This window comes from Chitinibacter sp. S2-10, from assembly GCF_046530675.1.
Lineage (GTDB): Bacteria > Pseudomonadota > Gammaproteobacteria > Burkholderiales > Chitinibacteraceae > Chitinibacter.
Genome location: NZ_CP172558.1, coordinates 2121972 through 2139808 on the forward strand (window position 1 = coordinate 2121972; position 17837 = coordinate 2139808).

The following is a 17837-nucleotide window of genomic DNA, read 5'->3' on the forward strand; positions in this document are numbered from 1 at the left end:
ATCCTCTGCAGACATTCAATCAGGAGCATCAAGATGACCGATTATTCGACAATTTTAGCGGGCACCAGCGGCGTTGCTGTAGTGCCGTCCAGTACGCGTTTTTCGCAGACGGGTGAAGGGCTGCCGGTCGTCGTGGTTGAAAATGCACTAGGTACTGCCGTATTGGCCTTGCAAGGATGTCACTTGCTGTCATTTGTTCCTGCCAATGGCGCAGATCTGCTGTGGCTCTCGCCGCTGGCTGCGTTCACGCCGGGCAAAGCGATCCGCGGCGGAATTCCATTGTGCTTGCCGTGGTTTGGCGCACACCCTGCAGGCTTGCCATCGCATGGCTTTGCCCGCATTAGCAACTGGCTGCTCGAAAGTGCCAGCAATCAGGCAGATGGTTCAACTTTGCTGACGCTCAGTTTGAGCCATACGCCGGAGACATTGAAACTCTGGCCGCATGAATTCAGATTTGAAATGCAAATCGAGGTAGGAAATACACTCAAACTGACGCTGAATGTCGATAATTTGAGTGATACCCCCGCACCGTTTACCTATGCATTCCATACCTACTTTGCGGTTGAAGACTATACCCTCACCCCGATTCAAGGTCTGGAAGACGTAACATACATCAATACGCTGGGCGAAGTGCGTCGCGAACAGCAGGTGGGAACCTTGCAGCTGACGGGCGCAACCGATCGTGTGTATCTCGATGTGCCTGAAGTACAAACGATTGTTGAGCAACAACGTCAGATCAAAATCAGCAGTCAGGCCAAGAGCGCCGTCGTTTGGAATCCGGGCGATCATGCTGCCAAAATTGCCGATGTTGGCGAGCACCACCGTCAGTTTGTGTGTGTCGAGCGCGGCGATGTGTTTGACAATGCACTAACGATTGAGCCGAAATCGCGTTTTAGCTCGACGATGATCCTGTCTGAAGCCCGCTAATTGATCACAGCGGTGATAAAACGCCCGTACTGATCGGGCGTTTTTCATTGGATGAAAACGATGAAATACCATGACTTGCGCGACTTTATGTCGCAGCTTGAGAAGCAGGGCGAACTCAAACGCATTCAGAGCCCGGTGTCTGCCAAGCTGGAAATGACCGAGCTGTGTGACCGTATCTTGCGCCAGGCCGGACCAGCAGTGCTGTTCGAGCAAGTACCCGGCTATAGTATGCCGGTGCTGGGCAATTTATTCGGCACACCGCGTCGTGTCGCGCTCGGTATGGGCGCGCAGGATGTCTCGGCATTACGCGAAATCGGCCAGACACTCGCCTATCTGAAAGAACCCGAGCCACCCAAGGGTTTGAAGGATGCCTGGGACAAACTGCCTCTCTTGAAACAAGTCCTGAATATGGCGCCGAAAGAAGTCCGCAAAGGCATCTGTCAGGACATCGTGATTGAAGGCCCGGATGTCGATTTGGGGGCAATCCCGATCCAGCATTGCTGGCCGGGCGACGTTGCACCACTGATTACCTGGGGTCTGGTTGTCACGCGCGGGCCAAACAAAAAGCGCCAGAATCTGGGCATTTATCGCCAGCAAGTCATCGGCAAAAATCAGGTCATCATGCGCTGGCTGGCGCATCGCGGCGGCGCACTCGATTTTCGCGAGCACGCCAAACAGAAGCCGGGTCAACCGTATCCGGTCGCCGTTGTACTCGGTTGCGATCCGGCGACGATTTTGGGTGCAGTGACGCCAGTGCCTGATACCTTGAGCGAATATCAGTTCGCCGGCCTGTTGCGCGGCAGCAAAACCGAGCTGGTCAAGTGTATTGGCTCTGATCTGCAAGTACCGGCGACGGCTGAGATTGTCCTTGAAGGTGTGCTCAAACCCTGCGAAACCGGCTACAGCGGCGTTTCCGAGCATGGCGTGCCGATGAAGGAAATCAGCGGCTTTTTGCACGCGCTGGAAGGCCCGTATGGTGACCACACCGGCTATTACAACGAGCAGGATTGGTTTCCGGTATTCGAGGTCGAGCGCATCACGACGCGCCCCGACCCGATTTACCACAGCACGTATACCGGCAAACCACCGGATGAACCGGCGATTCTCGGTGTTGCGCTCAATGAAGTGTTCGTGCCGATTCTGCAAAAGCAGTTTCCGGAAATCGTCGATTTTTACCTGCCGCCCGAAGGCTGCAGCTACCGGATGGCGATTGTATCGATCAAGAAGCAATATCCGGGTCACGCCAAACGCGTGATGTTTGGCGTCTGGTCGTATTTACGCCAGTTTATGTACACCAAATATATTGTCATCGTTGACGACGACGTTGATTGTCGCGACTGGAAAGAAGTCATCTGGGCGATTACGACGCGGATGGATCCGGTGCGTGACACAACCCTGGTCGAACACACGCCAATCGATTACCTCGATTTTGCCAGTCCAATTTCCGGTTTAGGCGGCAAAATGGGGCTGGATGCGACCAATAAAATGCCGGGCGAAACCAGTCGCGAATGGGGCCGGGTCATCGAGCGCGATCCGGCAGTTGTGGCGCGAGTCGATGCAATTTGGCGTTCACTGGAGTTATAAAACGACCTTTCGGGTATGATCGAAAGTAATTTGTAATTGTTATTAAAGGCTGGGATTTCCCCATGTTGCCACAGAATCGAGAATTCGAATTTACTCAGGCCGACTTTGAAAAAGTCCGCACGATGATTTACAACTACGCCGGTATTGCGCTATCCGACTCCAAGCACGATATGGTGTATGGCCGGCTGGCCAAGCGCTTGCGCGCCTTGAATCTGAAAACCTTTCAGCAATACCTGAATGTATTGCAACGGGGCGATCCGAAAGAATTCGAGCTGTTTACCAATTCGCTGACGACCAATCTGACCTCGTTTTTCCGCGAAGCGCATCATTTCGATATTCTGGCGGACTATCTGAAAGCCAATAGCAGCCAGAGCGAGTTCAATATCTGGTGCTCGGCGGCCAGTACCGGCGAAGAGCCTTATTCGCTGGCCATTACGGCGTGCGAAGCGTTTGATACCTTGCGTCCCAGAGTGCGCATTATCGCGACCGATCTCGATACCCATGTACTGGAAAAAGGACAAACCGGGATTTATCTCGCCGACGAAGTCACCAAGCTCGGGCCACGACGGGTGGCGCGCTTTTTCGATTTGCAAGCCGACGGCCGTTATCAGCTCAAGCAGGAAGTGCGTAATCTGATCACCTTCCGCCGACTCAATCTGGTTGAACCTAACTGGTCGGTACGCGGGCCATTTGACGCGATTTTCTGCCGCAATGTGATGATTTATTTCGATAAAGAAACGCAGCTCAAGATCTTGCAGCGTTTTGCGCCGCTACTGAAACCCGAAGGGTTGCTCTATGTAGGGCATTCGGAAAATCTTTACCACGCCGCCGAATATTTCAAATTGCAGGGCAAAACCGTGTATGAGCTGACCAAGCGCGGGCAACGCTGATGCAGCCCCGGGTGAGTTTTATTACGCTGGGCGTAGCCGATTTGCAGCGATCACTCGGGTTTTATCGTGATGTACTTGGTTTGCGGCCACGAACCATCCTTGAAACGGTGGTGTTTTTTGAAATGGGGCCGACCTGGCTGGCGCTGCATCCGCGCGAGATGCTGGCACTTGACGCCGGTGTTGATCCGGCGGGCAGCGGGTTTAGCGGCATCACGCTGGCGCACAATGTCGCCAGCATTGAAGAGGTGGATGCGCTGCTCACGCAGGCCGTCGCCGGCGGCGCAACGCTCAAACGCGCCGGCAGCCCCGCCGACTGGGGCGGTTACACCGGCTACTTCGCTGACCCGGACGGGCATTTGTGGGAAATCGCGTGGAATCCTGAATTCCCGTTGTGATGGGGTATTTAATTGTAGCCCTTTAATTTATTGGATTGTGTTGATATACCTTTGGTTGGTATCGGCGCAGCACAGACCAAATTTGCCCCAGCCATTCTCTCGATGTCGTACATCAATCGAGTCTGACCCCATTGATTCGTTTATGGCTACCCATGTGAAACGCCAACAGACCCTAGGTGTTACTTGGAATTTATACAGGCGCAAGGAATTTATGGAGTTATTAATAGTTGCAATATTATTTTATCTGACTGGTAGAAATTCAGAGCTATTGGGAGGCAAAAACCAAAGTAGATTCAAGTTTTTGGCTAATTTTGCTGCTGCATTGCTTTTTGTATTGTTTTTCTTGGCATTGGTAAAGTATGGGCCAAGTGATTTAATGGAAAAGGCATTGGGCAGCTCAAGATTTTACCAGTTATCAGGAATGCTATTGATCTGGGGTGGATATATGCTGAGAGTTCGCTCTATGGCCGAAACAAAAACTGGGTCACCTTATAATGATATTTTTTACGCATACAAGAATTTTCCATACAAGAATAATATTTTTCTATCCGCAAAAATAATTGCATGTGATGCCGTTGGTTTGATTCTATTTCTTACTTGGATTCTGAAATAGGAATCAATGGGGTCAGACTCGATTGATTTATTCACCATCCAACTCAAGAGTCGTAGGTGCAAATAGCACAGCGTATTCGCACGCATGCCCAACCCAAATCAGCCCGCCGATCTGGCGGGCAATTTACATCTGCGACTTGGTCTCGACCGCCGCCTTTGACACCTCGGTACGTTGGGCTTCCCTCAGGCTGGCGTTTCGCATTGCCGAGCGTTCACCACGTCATTCGCAGCGATCTAAGAATCATGGGGTATTTCATTGTGGCTCTTGTCCATATTGCCCTGCAACGAAATACCCATTGTGGTATCCGGGCTACTGCTTTCTTAGCGCGTACCAGATTTGCCCAAGACATTCGCGCAATGCGGTGCTGCTGGTTTGCAAGGCGCTGGCGCGTGGCAGGATGCTGGTCAGATTGAACGGTTCGCGGTTGATGTAGTCGGTCGGCGCGGCAATCACTTCAAAGCCCAGTTTTTCAAAGCTGCGCCGGGCGCGCGGCATATGGTCGGCTGAAGTGACCAGCGTAATTGTTTTGATTTGCGGGCCGAGCATGGCCTGACTCATGCTGGCGTTCTCAAAGGTGTCGACCGAGCGATCTTCGACCCATTTGACCTTGACGCCAAATTCATTTTGCAAGACTTGCTGCATGTAGTGTGCTTCGCTCATTCCGCCCAATGGTGCGCCGCCGGTGACCAGAATCGCTTGCGAATGCAGGCTGGCCAGTCGTGCGCCATAACGTACCCGGGCGAGTGTGACATTGTTGAGCGTTTCGCCTTCGGGCATATCGCGCGCGATAAAACGCTTGCCGCCACCGAGTATGACCATGGCCTGACTGCGCTTCAGCTGGGCGACATTCAGCGGCGGCGTTTCGAGCAAGGACATCAAGCCGTATGACACTAGCGGCGTGGCCAGCAGGTAGAGCAGCAGTAAGCCGCTGATCGTGCTCCAGCTTGTCTGACGTGGCCAGCGTTTGCGCCCGAGATGAGCCGCCGCGAGCAGCAGTAACAGGCTGCCCGGTGGCAATAGTAATGCGCGGCAAGTTTCCTTGATCAATACGGCCAGATCCATGATGTACGCTTCAGTCCAGAATGGTGACGGGCTGACCCGGTTTGAGCTGGCCACGATTGAGTGCAATGATATTCTGGCCAAAAATAACGCCATCAGCGGCTTTGCGAAAACTCGCCAGCGTTCGCAACGGTTCGCCGCGCGCCGCCGCTAGGGCGGTGTCCGGATCCAGTGTGGTGATTGCGCAGCGCTCGCATGGTTTGACGATCTCGAAGATGACTTCGCCGATTTTGATTTTCCGCCAGCCATCTTCGGCAAATGCAGCGCTATTGGCGATGACCAGATTGGGGCGGAAACGGCGCATATCAAAATCCTGCCCGGCGCGGCGGTTCAGTTCGTGCAATGACGCTTCGCCGATCAGTAATAGTGGATAACCATCGTTAAAACTGATCGCGATTTCGGGGCGTCGGCGCACCCGGCGATGTGGTTCGAGCCCGATCCACATCACGATCACGGTTTGTTCCAGATAGGAAGAAAACCAGTCGTTAGCTGCCTGTGCGCCGCTGCGGGCGGCAAAATGATCGTCCCAGATTTCGGCCTGCTGCTGCCGCTGAAAGGCCGATAGCGGGACAAAAATATCGTCCATTCCCGGTGCCGAGAAAAAAATACCGTCGTCGTTCGGTATCGCTTGAACCCGAATCAATTGCGGATGCGTGCGAGCCGTGATGTAGAGCCCTTCGGGCGTCGCAATCATCCAGTCCCGGTCTAGGGGCAAACCCTGCGGGCTGACTGCGCTGTGCGACAGCGCTTGTCCCTGAGCCGATTTCAATGGATAGCGATAAAGGGCGGAAAGCGTGATGGTCATTTTGAAAGGCACGGCTATGGCGGTAATCCGCTAGTGTACCAATAGTGCGGATGTAAGAGGCGTTCGCTATGTATGGTCAACTGATCTGTCAGTTCAAAATGAATCGCCCCCAACTCAGCTGTTTGCAGCGACGTCGCCTGTTGCGCCTGATAACGTGTGAGCACTTCGGCTTTGGGATGACCAAACCGGTTCATAAAGCCGGCGGAGAAGACCGCGTACTGTGGCGAAGTGGCATGGATAAATGGCATCGATGACGAATTTTTGCTGCCGTGATGTGGTGCAAACACGACGCTGTGGTGTCCCAGCCCGTGACTCAGCAATTCGATTTCTTCTGCCTTGCCGATATCGGCGGTGAGTAAAATACTGAAGCGGCCATTATTGACGCGCAAGACACAGCTGCGGGCATTGTCAGTCTGGATTGCATAATCGGGGTGAGGCCAGAGTAATTCGAAATGCACCCCATCCCATTGCCAGCGCATTCCTGCCTGGCAGCGTTTCGATGCGGGCGTTAACAGCGGATGGTGTTCTGGCAGTGAATGAATCAGCGCATCAACCGGCCAGCGTTGCAGCAATAAGGCCGCGCCCCCCATATGATCCAGATCATTGTGCGACAACAGCAGTGAATCGAGCCGCAGGACGTTGAAATGCCGCAAGGCGGGCATAATGACCCGATCCGCATTGGACGCTTGCCCGGTATCAAACAGCAAAGCGTGCTGCCGGGTCTGAATCAGTACGGCCAGGCCTTGCCCGACATCCAGCGCCACGGCTCGAAATTGTCCGGCTCGCAGCGGCTCCGGTGCGTAGGCAAGCAAGGGCATCAGCAGCGCAAGGCCGAGATAGCGTGCAGCAAAGCCTGCGGGGAGCAAGAGCAGCAAGACGCCGAGTAATGCTGCAGGCAGCATGGCGTTGGGCGGTGGCGCATGTTGCCAGCCGCCAATCGGCCATTTCAACAAGAATTGCAAACCCAGATCGCACCAGCTCATTAGCGACGCGGCCCAAGACAGAGTATGGCCGCTAGGATCAAACAAACCGATCAGCGCCAGCGGGGTGACCAGCAGGCTGACGACAGGAATCGCCCAGGCGTTTGCCAGCGGTGAAATCAATGGAAACTGCCCAAAAATAACCAGCAGTAAAGGCAACGAAACCCATGTTGCAGCCCACTGGCTTTGCAGCCATTGTTGCCACTGCAGAAGCGGGCCGATCCGTTGTGCGCAAGCCCAGAATAAAGTGCCGACACACAAAAATGAAAGCCAGAAGCCGATCGAGAGTATGGCAAACGGATCGATCAGGACGACGGCCGTCATGGCGCCGAGCCAGACCACGCTGATCGGTATCTGGCGACGATGCCACAGCGCGAGCGAAAAAATCAGCAGCATGATGAAAGTACGCTGGGTGGGTATACTAAATCCAGAGATTGCACAGTAAGCGCTAGCGGACAATACCCCTGATATCAATGCTGCGCGTGGCGCGGAAAAGCGCGATGCCAGCCAGGCAATTCGCCGCCAGATATTTAGTGTGATCAATCCAGCCAGCGCGGCCAGCATCGTGATGTGCAGCCCCGAAATGGACACCAGATGAATTACGCCCGTTTGGGAAAAACGCCACCATTGATCGGGTGAAATCTGGCTTTGCTCGCCAATCGAGAGCGCCTTGATGATGCCTTTGTATGGATGATTGCCCAGTTGCCGGTCGATTTGAGCGAGTAGGGTACTGCGGTAGAGCAACAGTACGGTGTCCCAGTGTGTGCCTGCGAGTTTGACTGGCTGTTTGGCGTTGGCAATCGCTGCGATATTTTGCTGTAAAAACCAGCGTTCCAGATCGAAGCTTGAGGGATTGATCTGGCCGTGCACCGGTTTTAAGCGGGCTTGAAATTGCCAGCGTTCACCCGCTTTGAAAGGTGGATTTTTGCCATAAACATTGACCTGGATCTGTTCGGGTTGCCAACTGCCGATGGACTGTTCCGGGCGCAGCAAAAAGCGTGTGCCAAAGGTCGAGCTTTGCGGGATGCTGACAATATCACCGCGTAAGGTCACGCTCTGCGCAATAAGTGCGGCAGGCAAGCGCTGCTCAAGATGACGCTGGGCATGCCATTGCGCCCAGCCAAACCCGGCGCAGCCCGCCAGCAGCAGGCAACCGAGCAGTGACAGCCGATCAATCTGGCTGTATGCAAGGCAGAGAGCAATGATTGCAGAGGTGGCAACTATCCACCAGGCGCACAATTGCGCTTGCCCATGGCAGAGCATGACCCCCGCGATCATGGTGACAAGCAATAAGGCACAGGAGCGCGACTGGAGCGCTGGCGGAATGATGGTCAACATATTTATTGCTAGTTGAAAAAGCATGCAGCGACAAGCCCCTGTCGGAACTCACTTTGCCGCTGGGTACTGGCCGGGATATGAAAATCGTGCGCATCTTCATTGCCTTGAGTACAAAGTTGCAACATGCTGCGACTTTCGGGTACATTGCTTCGATAAAAACAGGGGGAAACCATGCAATTTTTGAAATATGCCGTGGCACTGGCGATGGCGTTAAATCTGGCTGCTTGCGGCGATCAGGCGGAAAATCAGGGCGCAGTTCAAGCTTCTGCGGTGAATGAGGCGGCCAGCACTGATCCACGCTATCAAAATCCATTGCTCAACGCCAATCCGGAACAATTTAATGAAGTTCTGGCCGATTGTGGCAAATTGCTGTTTGGTGAGCAGTCAGCTTCAGACGAAGTTCAGGCCAAATGCAAGCAAGACATGATTGCCCGTGCAGCGAAGTTGGGACTGACTATTACTGAAGCAGACATTGCCGAGCAACTGGTTAAAGATCGTTTCCACTTCGTGCAAAGTAAGCAGCAGTAAGGGTTTAAACCATATAACGGACTACCTTGTCTGGTAGTTCGTTGCATGGTTTAAAACAGCATCCCGGCCAGTTTTTTGAGCAATTCTTCCAGCGGCATCATCGTTAAAGCTAGCGGAACAAGCGGGGCCAGCGTTGCCACAGCAAGAAAAATGACCGCGTCTTTATTGACCGGTACTGCCCGCATTGATTGTACAACGTCAAAACTGCTTCCCAGATCGACCAGTGACGACATATCTGGATTACCCAAGGGTGATTCAGTGTTCGTTTGCTGGCGCAGCCATTTCTCTTCAAACTCCCGGTTATGTCGCATGACCAGAATGCCATATTCGCGTTTGGCGTCGCGTTGAGCTTGTGCCAGTTGTGGGGCAAATACCAGCAAGGGTGCCAAAATCAGTAATTGGGTCACGATCACGGTCAGCGCAATTTCGGCCTTGAAATCGGTGAGCATGGCGCCTTGAAAGAAAATCCGGTTCGCCAAAAGAGCCGCGAGCATGGCGCCGTGCGCCGCAGCCAGCGGCGTAAAGGCATAAAACGTTCCACTCAGAAAAGCCAGCCCCCCCAGTCGATCCGAGTGGGTCGGGAGCAACTGCAGATCAATTTTTGAAACCTGCCATAAAAACCGGGCCCAGATAAAGAGCCGGAAGTACCAGCGTATCAGCAGGAACTGAAAAACCGGCAGGCTGGCAAAAGCATACCAGTAGCCGGCAATGGTCAGTTGCAGTTGATCTCCGTTCAGTGTGGCGTACCAGGTATCGGTTTCAATCACCGCATAATGACGCCAGATAAAAAAACCGATTGCGTAAACCAGAGTGATCAGAATGATTTCAGCTTTGATTGAATTGCGTAGATTGATCGCCGAATGGATCGCCGCATCAAATTTTGCCTTGGCGTGCTCGGGAATCAATTCACGCAGTAGAAATTGCTGGACGACTTTACGCAGCCGCAAATGAACCAGCAATTCGGCGGCAATCAGCAGCGGAATTGCCAGCAAAAATCGCACATGGACAGCCATGTCATGGAGAAACGGGATTTTAACGCCTTGATAGAATTCGCCACTGATCAGAGAGATGAGTGCGGGTGGCAGCCAGGCAAAGAGTGAAATCACGATGATACGCCGCCAGACCATGCCTTCGGCGTCGTCGCTCAAGTGTGCGCGCCGGAAGAACTGGAAAAGCGGACCGCCGAGAACGAGCGAAAAATCCTGGGTATCATGACTGAGTACATTGATGCCATGCAGACTGGATTGGTTTGCTGGTGCTGATTGTGACATGGTAGGCCTCCTGATCGGGGACACTTCAAGCCTAGCAGAGCCATTGGACGAATGTACGCCGATTTGCCGGGCAAATCGCAGGCTTTGCGACTTGCCACTGGGCGTAAATCAGAACTTCGCAGGAACGATGCGCAAAGGATGTTCTAGCGGTGCCGGATCGACTATTTTCCGTTTGGGGAGTTTGACCTTGTCGTGCGGTAAATCTTCATAGGGTATATGCGCCAGTATGTGGCTCAGAACATTGAGGCGGACGCGCTTCTTATCTTCCGAATGCGCGACATACCAAGGGGCAAAATCGGTGTCGGTGTGCTTGAACATTTCATCGCGTGCCACGGTGTATTCATTCCAGCGGCTGAATGACTTGATGTCCATTGGCGAGAGTTTCCAGATTTTTCTGCCATCATCGATACGTCCGCTCAGGCGGCGTTCCTGTTCTTCTGGCGTCACTTCGAGCCAGTACTTGAGCAGGATAATCCCCGAGTCGACCATCGCCCGTTCAAACATCGGCGCGCCGGTCAGAAAACTTGTGACTTGCTCTTCGCTGCAAAATCCCATGACGCGCTCGACGCCGGCGCGGTTGTACCAACTGCGGTCAAAAATGACAATTTCACCTGCCGCCGGGAAATGTTGCACATAGCGTTGCAGATACATCTGGCTTTTTTCACGTTCGGTCGGAGCTGGCAAAGCGACGACGCGAAAAACCCGCGGGCTGACACGTTCAGTGAGTGCCTTAATCGTACCTCCCTTACCAGCGCCATCGCGCCCTTCAAAAACAATGGCGACTTTCAGCCCTTTTTCCTGCACCCAGCGTTGCAATTTGACCAGCTCGACATGCAGTTTTTTCAGTTCTTTCTGATAGGCTTTTTCGCTCAGTTTGTCGTGTTCCAGCGCAGTACTGACGGGTTTTTTCTGTTTTGACATGGTGTGATCCTTGCGGAGGGTTGATGCGATTAGTATTCATTCAAAAGTTTTCATATTCGCTAGCGTGTGAATTTTTGTCTTGTTACTTTTCAGTATAGGCGTCACAGAGATGCAGCCGCGTAAGCGGGAAAGCGCTATTCCGTTGCCGCTAATCGTGCGCGTAAAGCCTCAACGATAAAATCAATAAACACCCGGTATTTGCGTGGAATTGTTGATCTATAAGGGTAAACGAGATATACCGGTATGGGGTTTGCGTGCCATTCACTTAAAACCGGCTGCAGCAATCCCAATTGGCAATAGGTTTCGCCAACAAACTGGGGCAACAGCGCGATGCCGTGTCCATTAATGGCGCTAACTGCCAGTGTAGGATTGGTGTCACTGCACAGAATCGGTTTGAGTGCTGCGCGGACTTCTTCGTTGCCACACTGAAGCAGCCACTGACGGGAATCCTGATAATCATCGTTAATCAGCGTGGCGTGCTTGATAAGATCATCAGGATGGTCAAGACGGGGCGCACGAGCCAGATAAGCGGGGGAGGCAAAGAGTTTGTCTTGTGCAAAGCCCAGTGTTTTGGCGACCAGTCGTTCATCACCCACACGTCCGACCCGGATACAGAAATCGACGCCATCAGCACCGGGCGAAATCAGGCGGTTATTTGAATCGACCCGAATCCGTAATAGTGGATGGCGTTGCGCAAACTCGGCCATCAAGGGGCCGACTGCGTACTGCGACAAAGAAGGCGTGGTGCTAATCCATAACTCACCCTCGATTTGCTGCTGGGTGTCTTCAATCTCCAGTCTGACCTGACCGAGCAATTCGCGTAATGCAATGGCATGTGGTAGTAATTTTTGCCCGGCTTCAGTGAGCGACATGCTGCGGGTGCTGCGTAAAACCAGCACAGTACCTAGCTCTTTTTCCAGCTCGCGAATCAGCTGACTAATATGGCTTTTGGCGCACCCACGTTCACCTGCAGCGGCAGTAAAGCTACCAAGTCTAGAAAGAGATTCGAAAGCTAATAGAGAGTCAGGATCAAGTATTGTTTTCATTTGAGAACATAGTATTCGATTTTTTGCCCTTATCGGCTGGGATTAGGATGTCTACCATAACAATATCAAAAACATTGCGATAAAGGGGAAATTATAATGCTGCGTTTTCTGACAAACCTGAGTGGATACTTACACGATGCCTTTGCCGGGGCAAAATACGATGCTTTTTCGCATTCTCCCTTTTATTTGCACAGCAACTGGCAAGAGCCGCGACTGAGTCCGCCAGAGCATTGTGAAGAAGAAACGCTGGAGCAATTGCGAGATCGTTGGAGAATGCATTAAAAATTGGACGTCAGCATGCCAGCTGCGGGTGATCAGATGAATTGAACTAGAACAAATGATGTCGCGTGCCTTTGCTGCCAAAAATATTACGAGATTCGCAGTCATTCAGGACATGCCGAAAAGCAAGGATCAGGGCGCTCAAGGCGATGATGGCTGTGCTCAGTTGGGCATCGTGAGCGGCAAAGCTGAAAGTGCAATAGACCAGTATTAGGCACAGCAGCCCATCGTAGAGCAGGATGCTGCGGGTGCTGCGTAGCGCTAGAACTTGCCTGGGGGGACGCAGCAGCGATTGCCAGTCATTAAGCCAGTGCCGACCAGCCAGCAAAAAAATGGCAATGCTCAACAATATTTCGCTTGTTTCACCTAACAAAACAAAATAAACCACAGCGCCGCCGATGAGCCATAAGGCGAGTGAGTCATACTGGAAAGTCGTTTGATTGGCACGCAGATTCATGATGGTTGCCTCATCATTGCCGCTCGACCATTGCGTGGATTGCTGACGAATAAACCTACCCTGTTATCTCAGCACAAATGCGATTGTGTGTCACGATTAATTAGATAAAAGGCTTTTAATTCAATGGCTTGAATTTTACGCTGGTCGGCTCAAGCCACAATAAAACTGAATGGACGACGTAACGATTGCGTATGCTGGTACTGTTAGAAATCGTGTTGGAGAGCTGCCATGCAAGACGCCATTCATGCCATGCCGCAATTATTCAGTCAGCTCGGGCTGGATGATCAGCCGCAGGCGATTGACCGTTTTATTCGCGAACACCCACTGCCACAAGGAATGAAAGTCAGTGCTGCACCGTTCTGGAATTTCTCTCAGCGCGAGTTTTTACGTGAAGCACTCGATGATGATTCAGACTGGTGCGAGCTGGTTGATCAGCTTGAAGTCATGTTGCATAACGTTACGCTGCACTAATTGGTGCAGATAACTATGGGTATTTGCTTGAAAGCCAATAGAGCTGCTTTGTGCAGCTCTATACCTGTCGATGTATCCGTTTACTGTTTCATTTCGCTGATGACACCGCAAGCAATGCGAGCGCCTGAGTTGCCTGCAGGCTGAGTTTTATAATCATCGGCATCTGCATGGATGACGACGGCACGTCCAATCACGCTATTGGCTGCCGCAGGGTCAAGACTCAAATCGTCGATTTTGAATTCGGCCATGGCCTGACCTTGTGCATCGGCGATCAGATTGCTCATATCACCCAAATGCGTTTTCGTACTTTGGTGGCCGTGGTCTTTCTGATTTGGATTGAAGTGGGCGCCTGCGCTGCTGAAATCGCTGGCGCTGCAATCACCCGTTTCATGCAAATGAAAACCGTGTCTCGCCCCTGGCTTCAATCCTGCAACCATGATCTTAAGCCGCAAATCAGCGTTGTGCCGTTCAAGCATCGCTTTTCCGCTAATTTGCGGATCTGCTGCGGATTGAAATTGGGCGCCATATTGCGACCCCATCATCGGGTTGGCGCACGCGGTGAGCAATACAGCCGCCAGGCTAATTGATTTAAGCATCTTTGCTTTGCGCATCGTGCTACTCCTTATCCAGTTTAGAGAGCATTCGTTTTTTAGATCTGTAGAAGCTAAAGCCTATAGCTAACTGACGACAGTGCAAGGATTTGATACAACACTTGGCCGATAAAAGGTTGTTTCAAAAAGAAAAACCCCTGCCGGAGCAGGGGTCAGATAGATGTGATACCCCACTTGCGAGGCTGCCTTAAGGCGTGGCGTAGCTTGCACAATGTGCTTTAGCGAAGACCGTGGCCAAGGCTAAGGGAACGGGAGGGGATTAGATGTCGGTCAAACCGTTATGCCGCAGCAGTGCATCAATCGTCGGTGCGCGGCCACGGAATGCGGCGAACGACTCCGCTGCCGGGCGCGACCCACCGACGGCGAGGATTTCCTTGCGGAAACGTGCACCAACGGCTGGATTAACGACGCTACTGCCCGTTTGATCCGCTGCTTCTTCAAACGCCGCATACGCATCCGCACTCAGGACTTCGGCCCATTTGTAGCTGTAATAACCCGCTGCGTAGCCGCCGGAGAAAATATGGCTGAACGATTGCGGGAAACGGTTGTATTCGGGCGGCAAGGGCAGCGCGAGTTCTTGTTGAACCGATTGGGCAAATACGGTCAGATCGCCCGCCGAAATCGCTTCGGATTTTTGATGCAGCGCCATGTCGAAAATCGAGAAATACAGCTGGCGTTGCAGGCCCGAGCCGCTGTGGAAGTTTTTCGCCGCGAGCATTTTATCGAATAGACCGCGGGGTATAGGCTGCGAGGTCTCGATATGGCGGGTCAGTGCAGGCAATACCTGCCATTCCCAGCAGAAATTTTCCATAAACTGGCTAGGCAGTTCGACTGCATCCCACTCGACGCCGCTGATGCCCGACACCTCCAGCTCGTCAACTTCGGTCAGCAGGTGATGTAGCGCGTGACCCATTTCGTGGAACAGCGTGATCACGTCGTCGTGCGGCAGCAGCGCATCCTTGCCATCAACACCGCTGGCGAAGTTGCAGACGATCAGCGCGACCGGCGTTTGTATCGTCCCATCGGCTTTCAGTTTGCGACCGCGAACGTCATTCATCCACGCGCCGCCCTGTTTGCCTTCGCGCGCGTGCAAGTCCATATACAGGCCGCCGACGAGCGAGCCATCGTTGTTTTTCAGCTCGAAATACTGCACATCCTGATGCCAGACTGGCGCAGTGGCAGGAACAAAAGCCAGGCCGTACAGCTCGGAAATCAGCTTGAACAGGCCGTTGATGACGGTCGGTTCGGTGAAATACTGTTTCACTTCCTGCTCGCTGAACGAGTATTTCTGCTCGCGCAGTCGTTCGGACACCAGCGCAACGTCCCACGCTTCGAGCTTGTCGATGCCAAACTCGGCTTTGGCAAAGGCTTCGAGTTCGGCGCGGTCGGCGAGCATATACGGCTTGGCGCGACCGGCCAGATCTTTCAGGAAAGTAATGACCTGCTCCGGGCTGTCGGCCATTTTGGTAATCAAGGACGTTTCGCCAAAATTCTCGTGGCCGAGCAGCGCCGCGCTCTCATGGCGCAGCGACAAAATCTCCGGAATCAGCACGCCGTTATCCCACTCGGCCTTGCCAAATTCCGACGCACGCGTTGAATAGGCTTTGTAAAGCTGCTCGCGCAAGGCGCGGTTTTGCACGTATTGCATTACCGGCAAATAGCTCGGCATTTTGAGCGTGATTTTATACAAGCCTTCTTTGCCGTCGGCGGCGGCTTGCGCCGCAGCGGCCGACAGATTGTCGTCGGGCAGGCCAGCCAGTTCGTCGGCGCTAACATACAGCGCGAAATCGTCGGTCGCATCGAGCACATTCTGCGAAAAGCGCGTCGTCAATTCGGAGAGTTTTTCCTCGATGTCCTTGAAGCGTTCTTTTTGCTCAGCTGGCAATTCGGCACCCGACAGTACAAAGCCGCGAATCGCGTCGTCAATAATGACTTTACGCGTTGGATTGAGCTGCTCGTATTCGCGCTCTTTCACCGCTTTGTACAGCGCATACAGTTTTTCGTTCTGACCCAGCTCGGTAAAGAAATTGGAAATGCGCGGAATATTGCTGTTGTACGCATCGCGCAATTCAGCCGTGTTAACCACTGATTCCAGATGACCAACCACGCCCCAGGCGCGCCCCAGTTGTTCGAGCGGTTCTTCGAGCACGGCAAGCGCATCCCAACTTGGATGGCTGATGGCTTCGGCAGCGGTAATGGCTGTTGCAGCATTATCCAGTAGGGTATCGAGCGCTGGGTTAATGTGTTCAGGCTTTACATCGCTATACCGGGGTAGGGTAGTGAAATCGAGCAGCGGATTGGAATTCGTCGTCGTGGTCATGGTGCGCTCTCAGGTAGAATCGGTTGGTCTAAGTGACATAAGTATCTACATAGTATTGCTTTGCAAAGTGGGTAAAAGCCTCAATTCATCAGCGTTACCACGGTAGTCTCCCCCTTCACAAAGGGGGGACAAATGCCATCAACTGGTGTAGATACTCATTGGCATAAGTGGTGGGAGCTGTTCGCCCGCTTCCACGGATTTCCAGTAAATGGGCGCAACAGCGTCAAATTCAAGGTAAACCTCAATGTCTATTGAACAATTCGACGGCATCATGCCGCAAATCGGCGAAGGTGCCTGGGTACACGCGCAGGCCAGTGTGATCGGTGAAACGAAGCTGGGACGCAATGTCTCGATCTGGCCCGGCGCGGTGCTGCGCGGCGACGTCAATCATATCCATATCGGCGATGACTCAAATGTGCAGGATTGCAGCGTATTGCACGTTTCGCACAAGCGCGTCGACGATCCCGAAGGCGCGCCGCTGATCATCGGCGAGCGCGTCACCATCGGCCACGGCGTGATGCTGCACGGCTGTACGATTGGCAATGAATGCCTGATCGGCATGGGGACGATTGTGCTTGATCGTGTCGTGATCGAAGACCATGTGATGATCGGCGCGGGCTCGCTGGTGCCGCCGGGCAAGGTACTCAAATCCGGCCACCTGTATATGGGTCGCCCGGTCAAGGAAGTGCGAGCACTTTCTGACGACGAAATTGCCAATTTCAATTATTCGGCAGCGCATTATGTGCGATTGATGGCGAAGTATCGCGATGTAGCTTGATACCCGTTAGAGTATGTTTACGTGGTCGTTTATCTGTATTTATTTTGTGGCAATACCCCTGGGTTTGTTCTTTTCTCCATCTAAATTGGCAGAGAGATGGATCAGGGTATAATCGCCAGCTGATTATTCTGCGAGGTTTTTTCATGAACGCCAAAATCAAACGTCTGAGCAAACGCCAGCAAAAACGCTATCTGTTGCGCGAAGCTGAAAAAGTATTGCAACAGCTGCTTGTTACCAATCGGAGTATGCCAAGCGCTGACCAGCTTGAAGCTGCGGTGTCGGTTCGTTACAACGAAATCCTGATCAAGTCATAAGCACGGATCATAAAAATCCCCGCTTTTTGAGTCAGTTTAAACAGAAAAAGCCTTGTTTTCCGGTTTGGAAAACAAGGCTTTTTTGCTGTGAGAAGAGCGGTTTTCTCCAAACAGCAAATCATTGTCCATCCAGAAAAAAAGACAAAAAATTACACAAATGCTGCACACCAGAAGCATTGCTTACAATTTTTCGTATTAGCGCGTGTTAATATGGAGTGCATAAGATTGTTACAACAGCATTAAAAAGGCT

19 protein-coding genes are annotated in these 17837 nt (G+C 52.6%); 10 read left to right on the forward strand and 9 right to left on the reverse strand.

The genetic code is table 11. The annotated features are described in order from the left end of the window. Window positions 1–33: 33 nt before the first annotated feature. The 5 genes from ACG2XO_RS09980 (at window position 34) to ACG2XO_RS10000 (ending at window position 4409) form a co-directional block, all read left to right on the forward strand. On the forward strand, window positions 34–927 hold the full coding sequence (locus ACG2XO_RS09980; RefSeq protein WP_410497831.1) for a D-hexose-6-phosphate mutarotase: 894 nt from the start codon (window positions 34–36) through the stop codon (window positions 925–927). Between the two features lie 60 nt (window positions 928–987). Continuing rightward, a complete protein-coding gene (ubiD, locus tag ACG2XO_RS09985) occupies window positions 988–2511 on the forward strand; it encodes a 4-hydroxy-3-polyprenylbenzoate decarboxylase (protein WP_410497832.1) in 1524 nt (507 codons plus the stop codon). Between the two features lie 62 nt (window positions 2512–2573). After that, window positions 2574–3401: a CheR family methyltransferase gene (locus ACG2XO_RS09990; RefSeq protein ID WP_410497833.1), complete on the forward strand. Its 828-nt coding sequence runs from the start codon at window positions 2574–2576 to the stop codon at window positions 3399–3401. A gap of 11 nt (window positions 3402–3412) precedes the next feature. Continuing rightward, entirely contained in the window at window positions 3413–3796 is a 384-nt protein-coding gene (locus ACG2XO_RS09995) for a VOC family protein (protein WP_410497834.1), read from the forward strand. 142 nt (window positions 3797–3938) lie between these two features. Further along, on the forward strand, window positions 3939–4409 hold the full coding sequence (locus ACG2XO_RS10000; RefSeq protein ID WP_410497835.1) for a hypothetical protein: 471 nt from the start codon (window positions 3939–3941) through the stop codon (window positions 4407–4409). Between the two features lie 309 nt (window positions 4410–4718). Here the strand turns inward: ACG2XO_RS10000 and ACG2XO_RS10005 are convergent, their stop codons facing one another. From ACG2XO_RS10005 to ACG2XO_RS10015, 3 genes are read right to left on the reverse strand one after another with little or no spacing between them, the layout of a single operon-like run. Then, entirely contained in the window at window positions 4719–5525 is an 807-nt protein-coding gene (locus tag ACG2XO_RS10005; protein ID WP_410497836.1) for a YdcF family protein, read from the reverse strand. Continuing rightward, window positions 5482–6273, reverse strand: a complete 792-nt coding sequence (locus tag ACG2XO_RS10010) for an MOSC domain-containing protein (RefSeq protein ID WP_410497837.1) — start codon at window positions 6271–6273, stop codon at window positions 5482–5484. Before ACG2XO_RS10010 ends, ACG2XO_RS10005 begins: the two co-directional genes overlap by 44 nt. A 14-nt stretch (window positions 6274–6287) precedes the next feature. Continuing rightward, complete coding sequence (locus tag ACG2XO_RS10015; RefSeq protein WP_410497838.1) at window positions 6288–8591, reverse strand: DNA internalization-related competence protein ComEC/Rec2; 2304 nt, start codon at window positions 8589–8591, stop codon at window positions 6288–6290. Between the two features lie 171 nt (window positions 8592–8762). Here ACG2XO_RS10015 and ACG2XO_RS10020 point away from each other — a divergent pair, with 171 nt between their 5' ends. Then, complete coding sequence (locus ACG2XO_RS10020; protein WP_410497839.1) at window positions 8763–9119, forward strand: hypothetical protein; 357 nt, start codon at window positions 8763–8765, stop codon at window positions 9117–9119. Between the two features lie 50 nt (window positions 9120–9169). Here the strand turns inward: ACG2XO_RS10020 and ACG2XO_RS10025 are convergent, their stop codons facing one another. From ACG2XO_RS10025 to ACG2XO_RS10035, 3 genes are all read right to left on the reverse strand, one after another. Further along, entirely contained in the window at window positions 9170–10390 is a 1221-nt protein-coding gene (locus tag ACG2XO_RS10025; protein WP_410497840.1) for a hypothetical protein, read from the reverse strand. A gap of 108 nt (window positions 10391–10498) precedes the next feature. Beyond that, window positions 10499–11311, reverse strand: coding sequence for a polyphosphate kinase 2 (gene ppk2 / locus ACG2XO_RS10030; RefSeq protein ID WP_410497841.1), 813 nt, complete (start codon window positions 11309–11311; stop codon window positions 10499–10501). 134 nt (window positions 11312–11445) lie between these two features. Continuing rightward, window positions 11446–12357, reverse strand: coding sequence for a LysR substrate-binding domain-containing protein (locus ACG2XO_RS10035; RefSeq protein WP_410497842.1), 912 nt, complete (start codon window positions 12355–12357; stop codon window positions 11446–11448). A gap of 96 nt (window positions 12358–12453) precedes the next feature. Here ACG2XO_RS10035 and ACG2XO_RS10040 point away from each other — a divergent pair, with 96 nt between their 5' ends. Next, the gene (locus tag ACG2XO_RS10040; RefSeq protein ID WP_410497843.1) at window positions 12454–12639 is read left to right on the forward strand and encodes a hypothetical protein; all 186 of its coding nucleotides are present in this window, start codon (window positions 12454–12456) and stop codon (window positions 12637–12639) included. A 46-nt stretch (window positions 12640–12685) separates the two neighbouring features. On the opposite strand, the gene ACG2XO_RS10045 is transcribed toward ACG2XO_RS10040, so the two are convergent. Further along, on the reverse strand, window positions 12686–13093 hold the full coding sequence (locus ACG2XO_RS10045; protein WP_410497844.1) for a hypothetical protein: 408 nt from the start codon (window positions 13091–13093) through the stop codon (window positions 12686–12688). 228 nt (window positions 13094–13321) lie between these two features. On the opposite strand from ACG2XO_RS10045, the gene ACG2XO_RS10050 reads away from it, so the two are divergent. Continuing rightward, window positions 13322–13564 carry a DUF2789 domain-containing protein gene (locus tag ACG2XO_RS10050; RefSeq protein ID WP_410497845.1) on the forward strand — a complete coding sequence of 81 codons (243 nt, stop codon included), beginning with the start codon at window positions 13322–13324 and terminating at the stop codon, window positions 13562–13564. Window positions 13565–13644: 80 nt separating this feature from the next. On the opposite strand, the gene ACG2XO_RS10055 is transcribed toward ACG2XO_RS10050, so the two are convergent. Continuing rightward, window positions 13645–14175, reverse strand: a complete 531-nt coding sequence (locus tag ACG2XO_RS10055; RefSeq protein ID WP_410497846.1) for a superoxide dismutase family protein — start codon at window positions 14173–14175, stop codon at window positions 13645–13647. 259 nt (window positions 14176–14434) lie between these two features. Next, window positions 14435–16495, reverse strand: coding sequence for a M3 family metallopeptidase (locus ACG2XO_RS10060; RefSeq protein WP_410497847.1), 2061 nt, complete (start codon window positions 16493–16495; stop codon window positions 14435–14437). 244 nt (window positions 16496–16739) lie between these two features. On the opposite strand from ACG2XO_RS10060, the gene ACG2XO_RS10065 reads away from it, so the two are divergent. Both ACG2XO_RS10065 and ACG2XO_RS10070 read left to right on the forward strand, forming a co-directional pair. After that, entirely contained in the window at window positions 16740–17273 is a 534-nt protein-coding gene (locus ACG2XO_RS10065) for a gamma carbonic anhydrase family protein (protein WP_410497848.1), read from the forward strand. 143 nt (window positions 17274–17416) lie between these two features. Beyond that, window positions 17417–17587, forward strand: a complete 171-nt coding sequence (locus ACG2XO_RS10070; RefSeq protein WP_410497849.1) for a hypothetical protein — start codon at window positions 17417–17419, stop codon at window positions 17585–17587. Window positions 17588–17837: the final 250 nt, after the last annotated feature.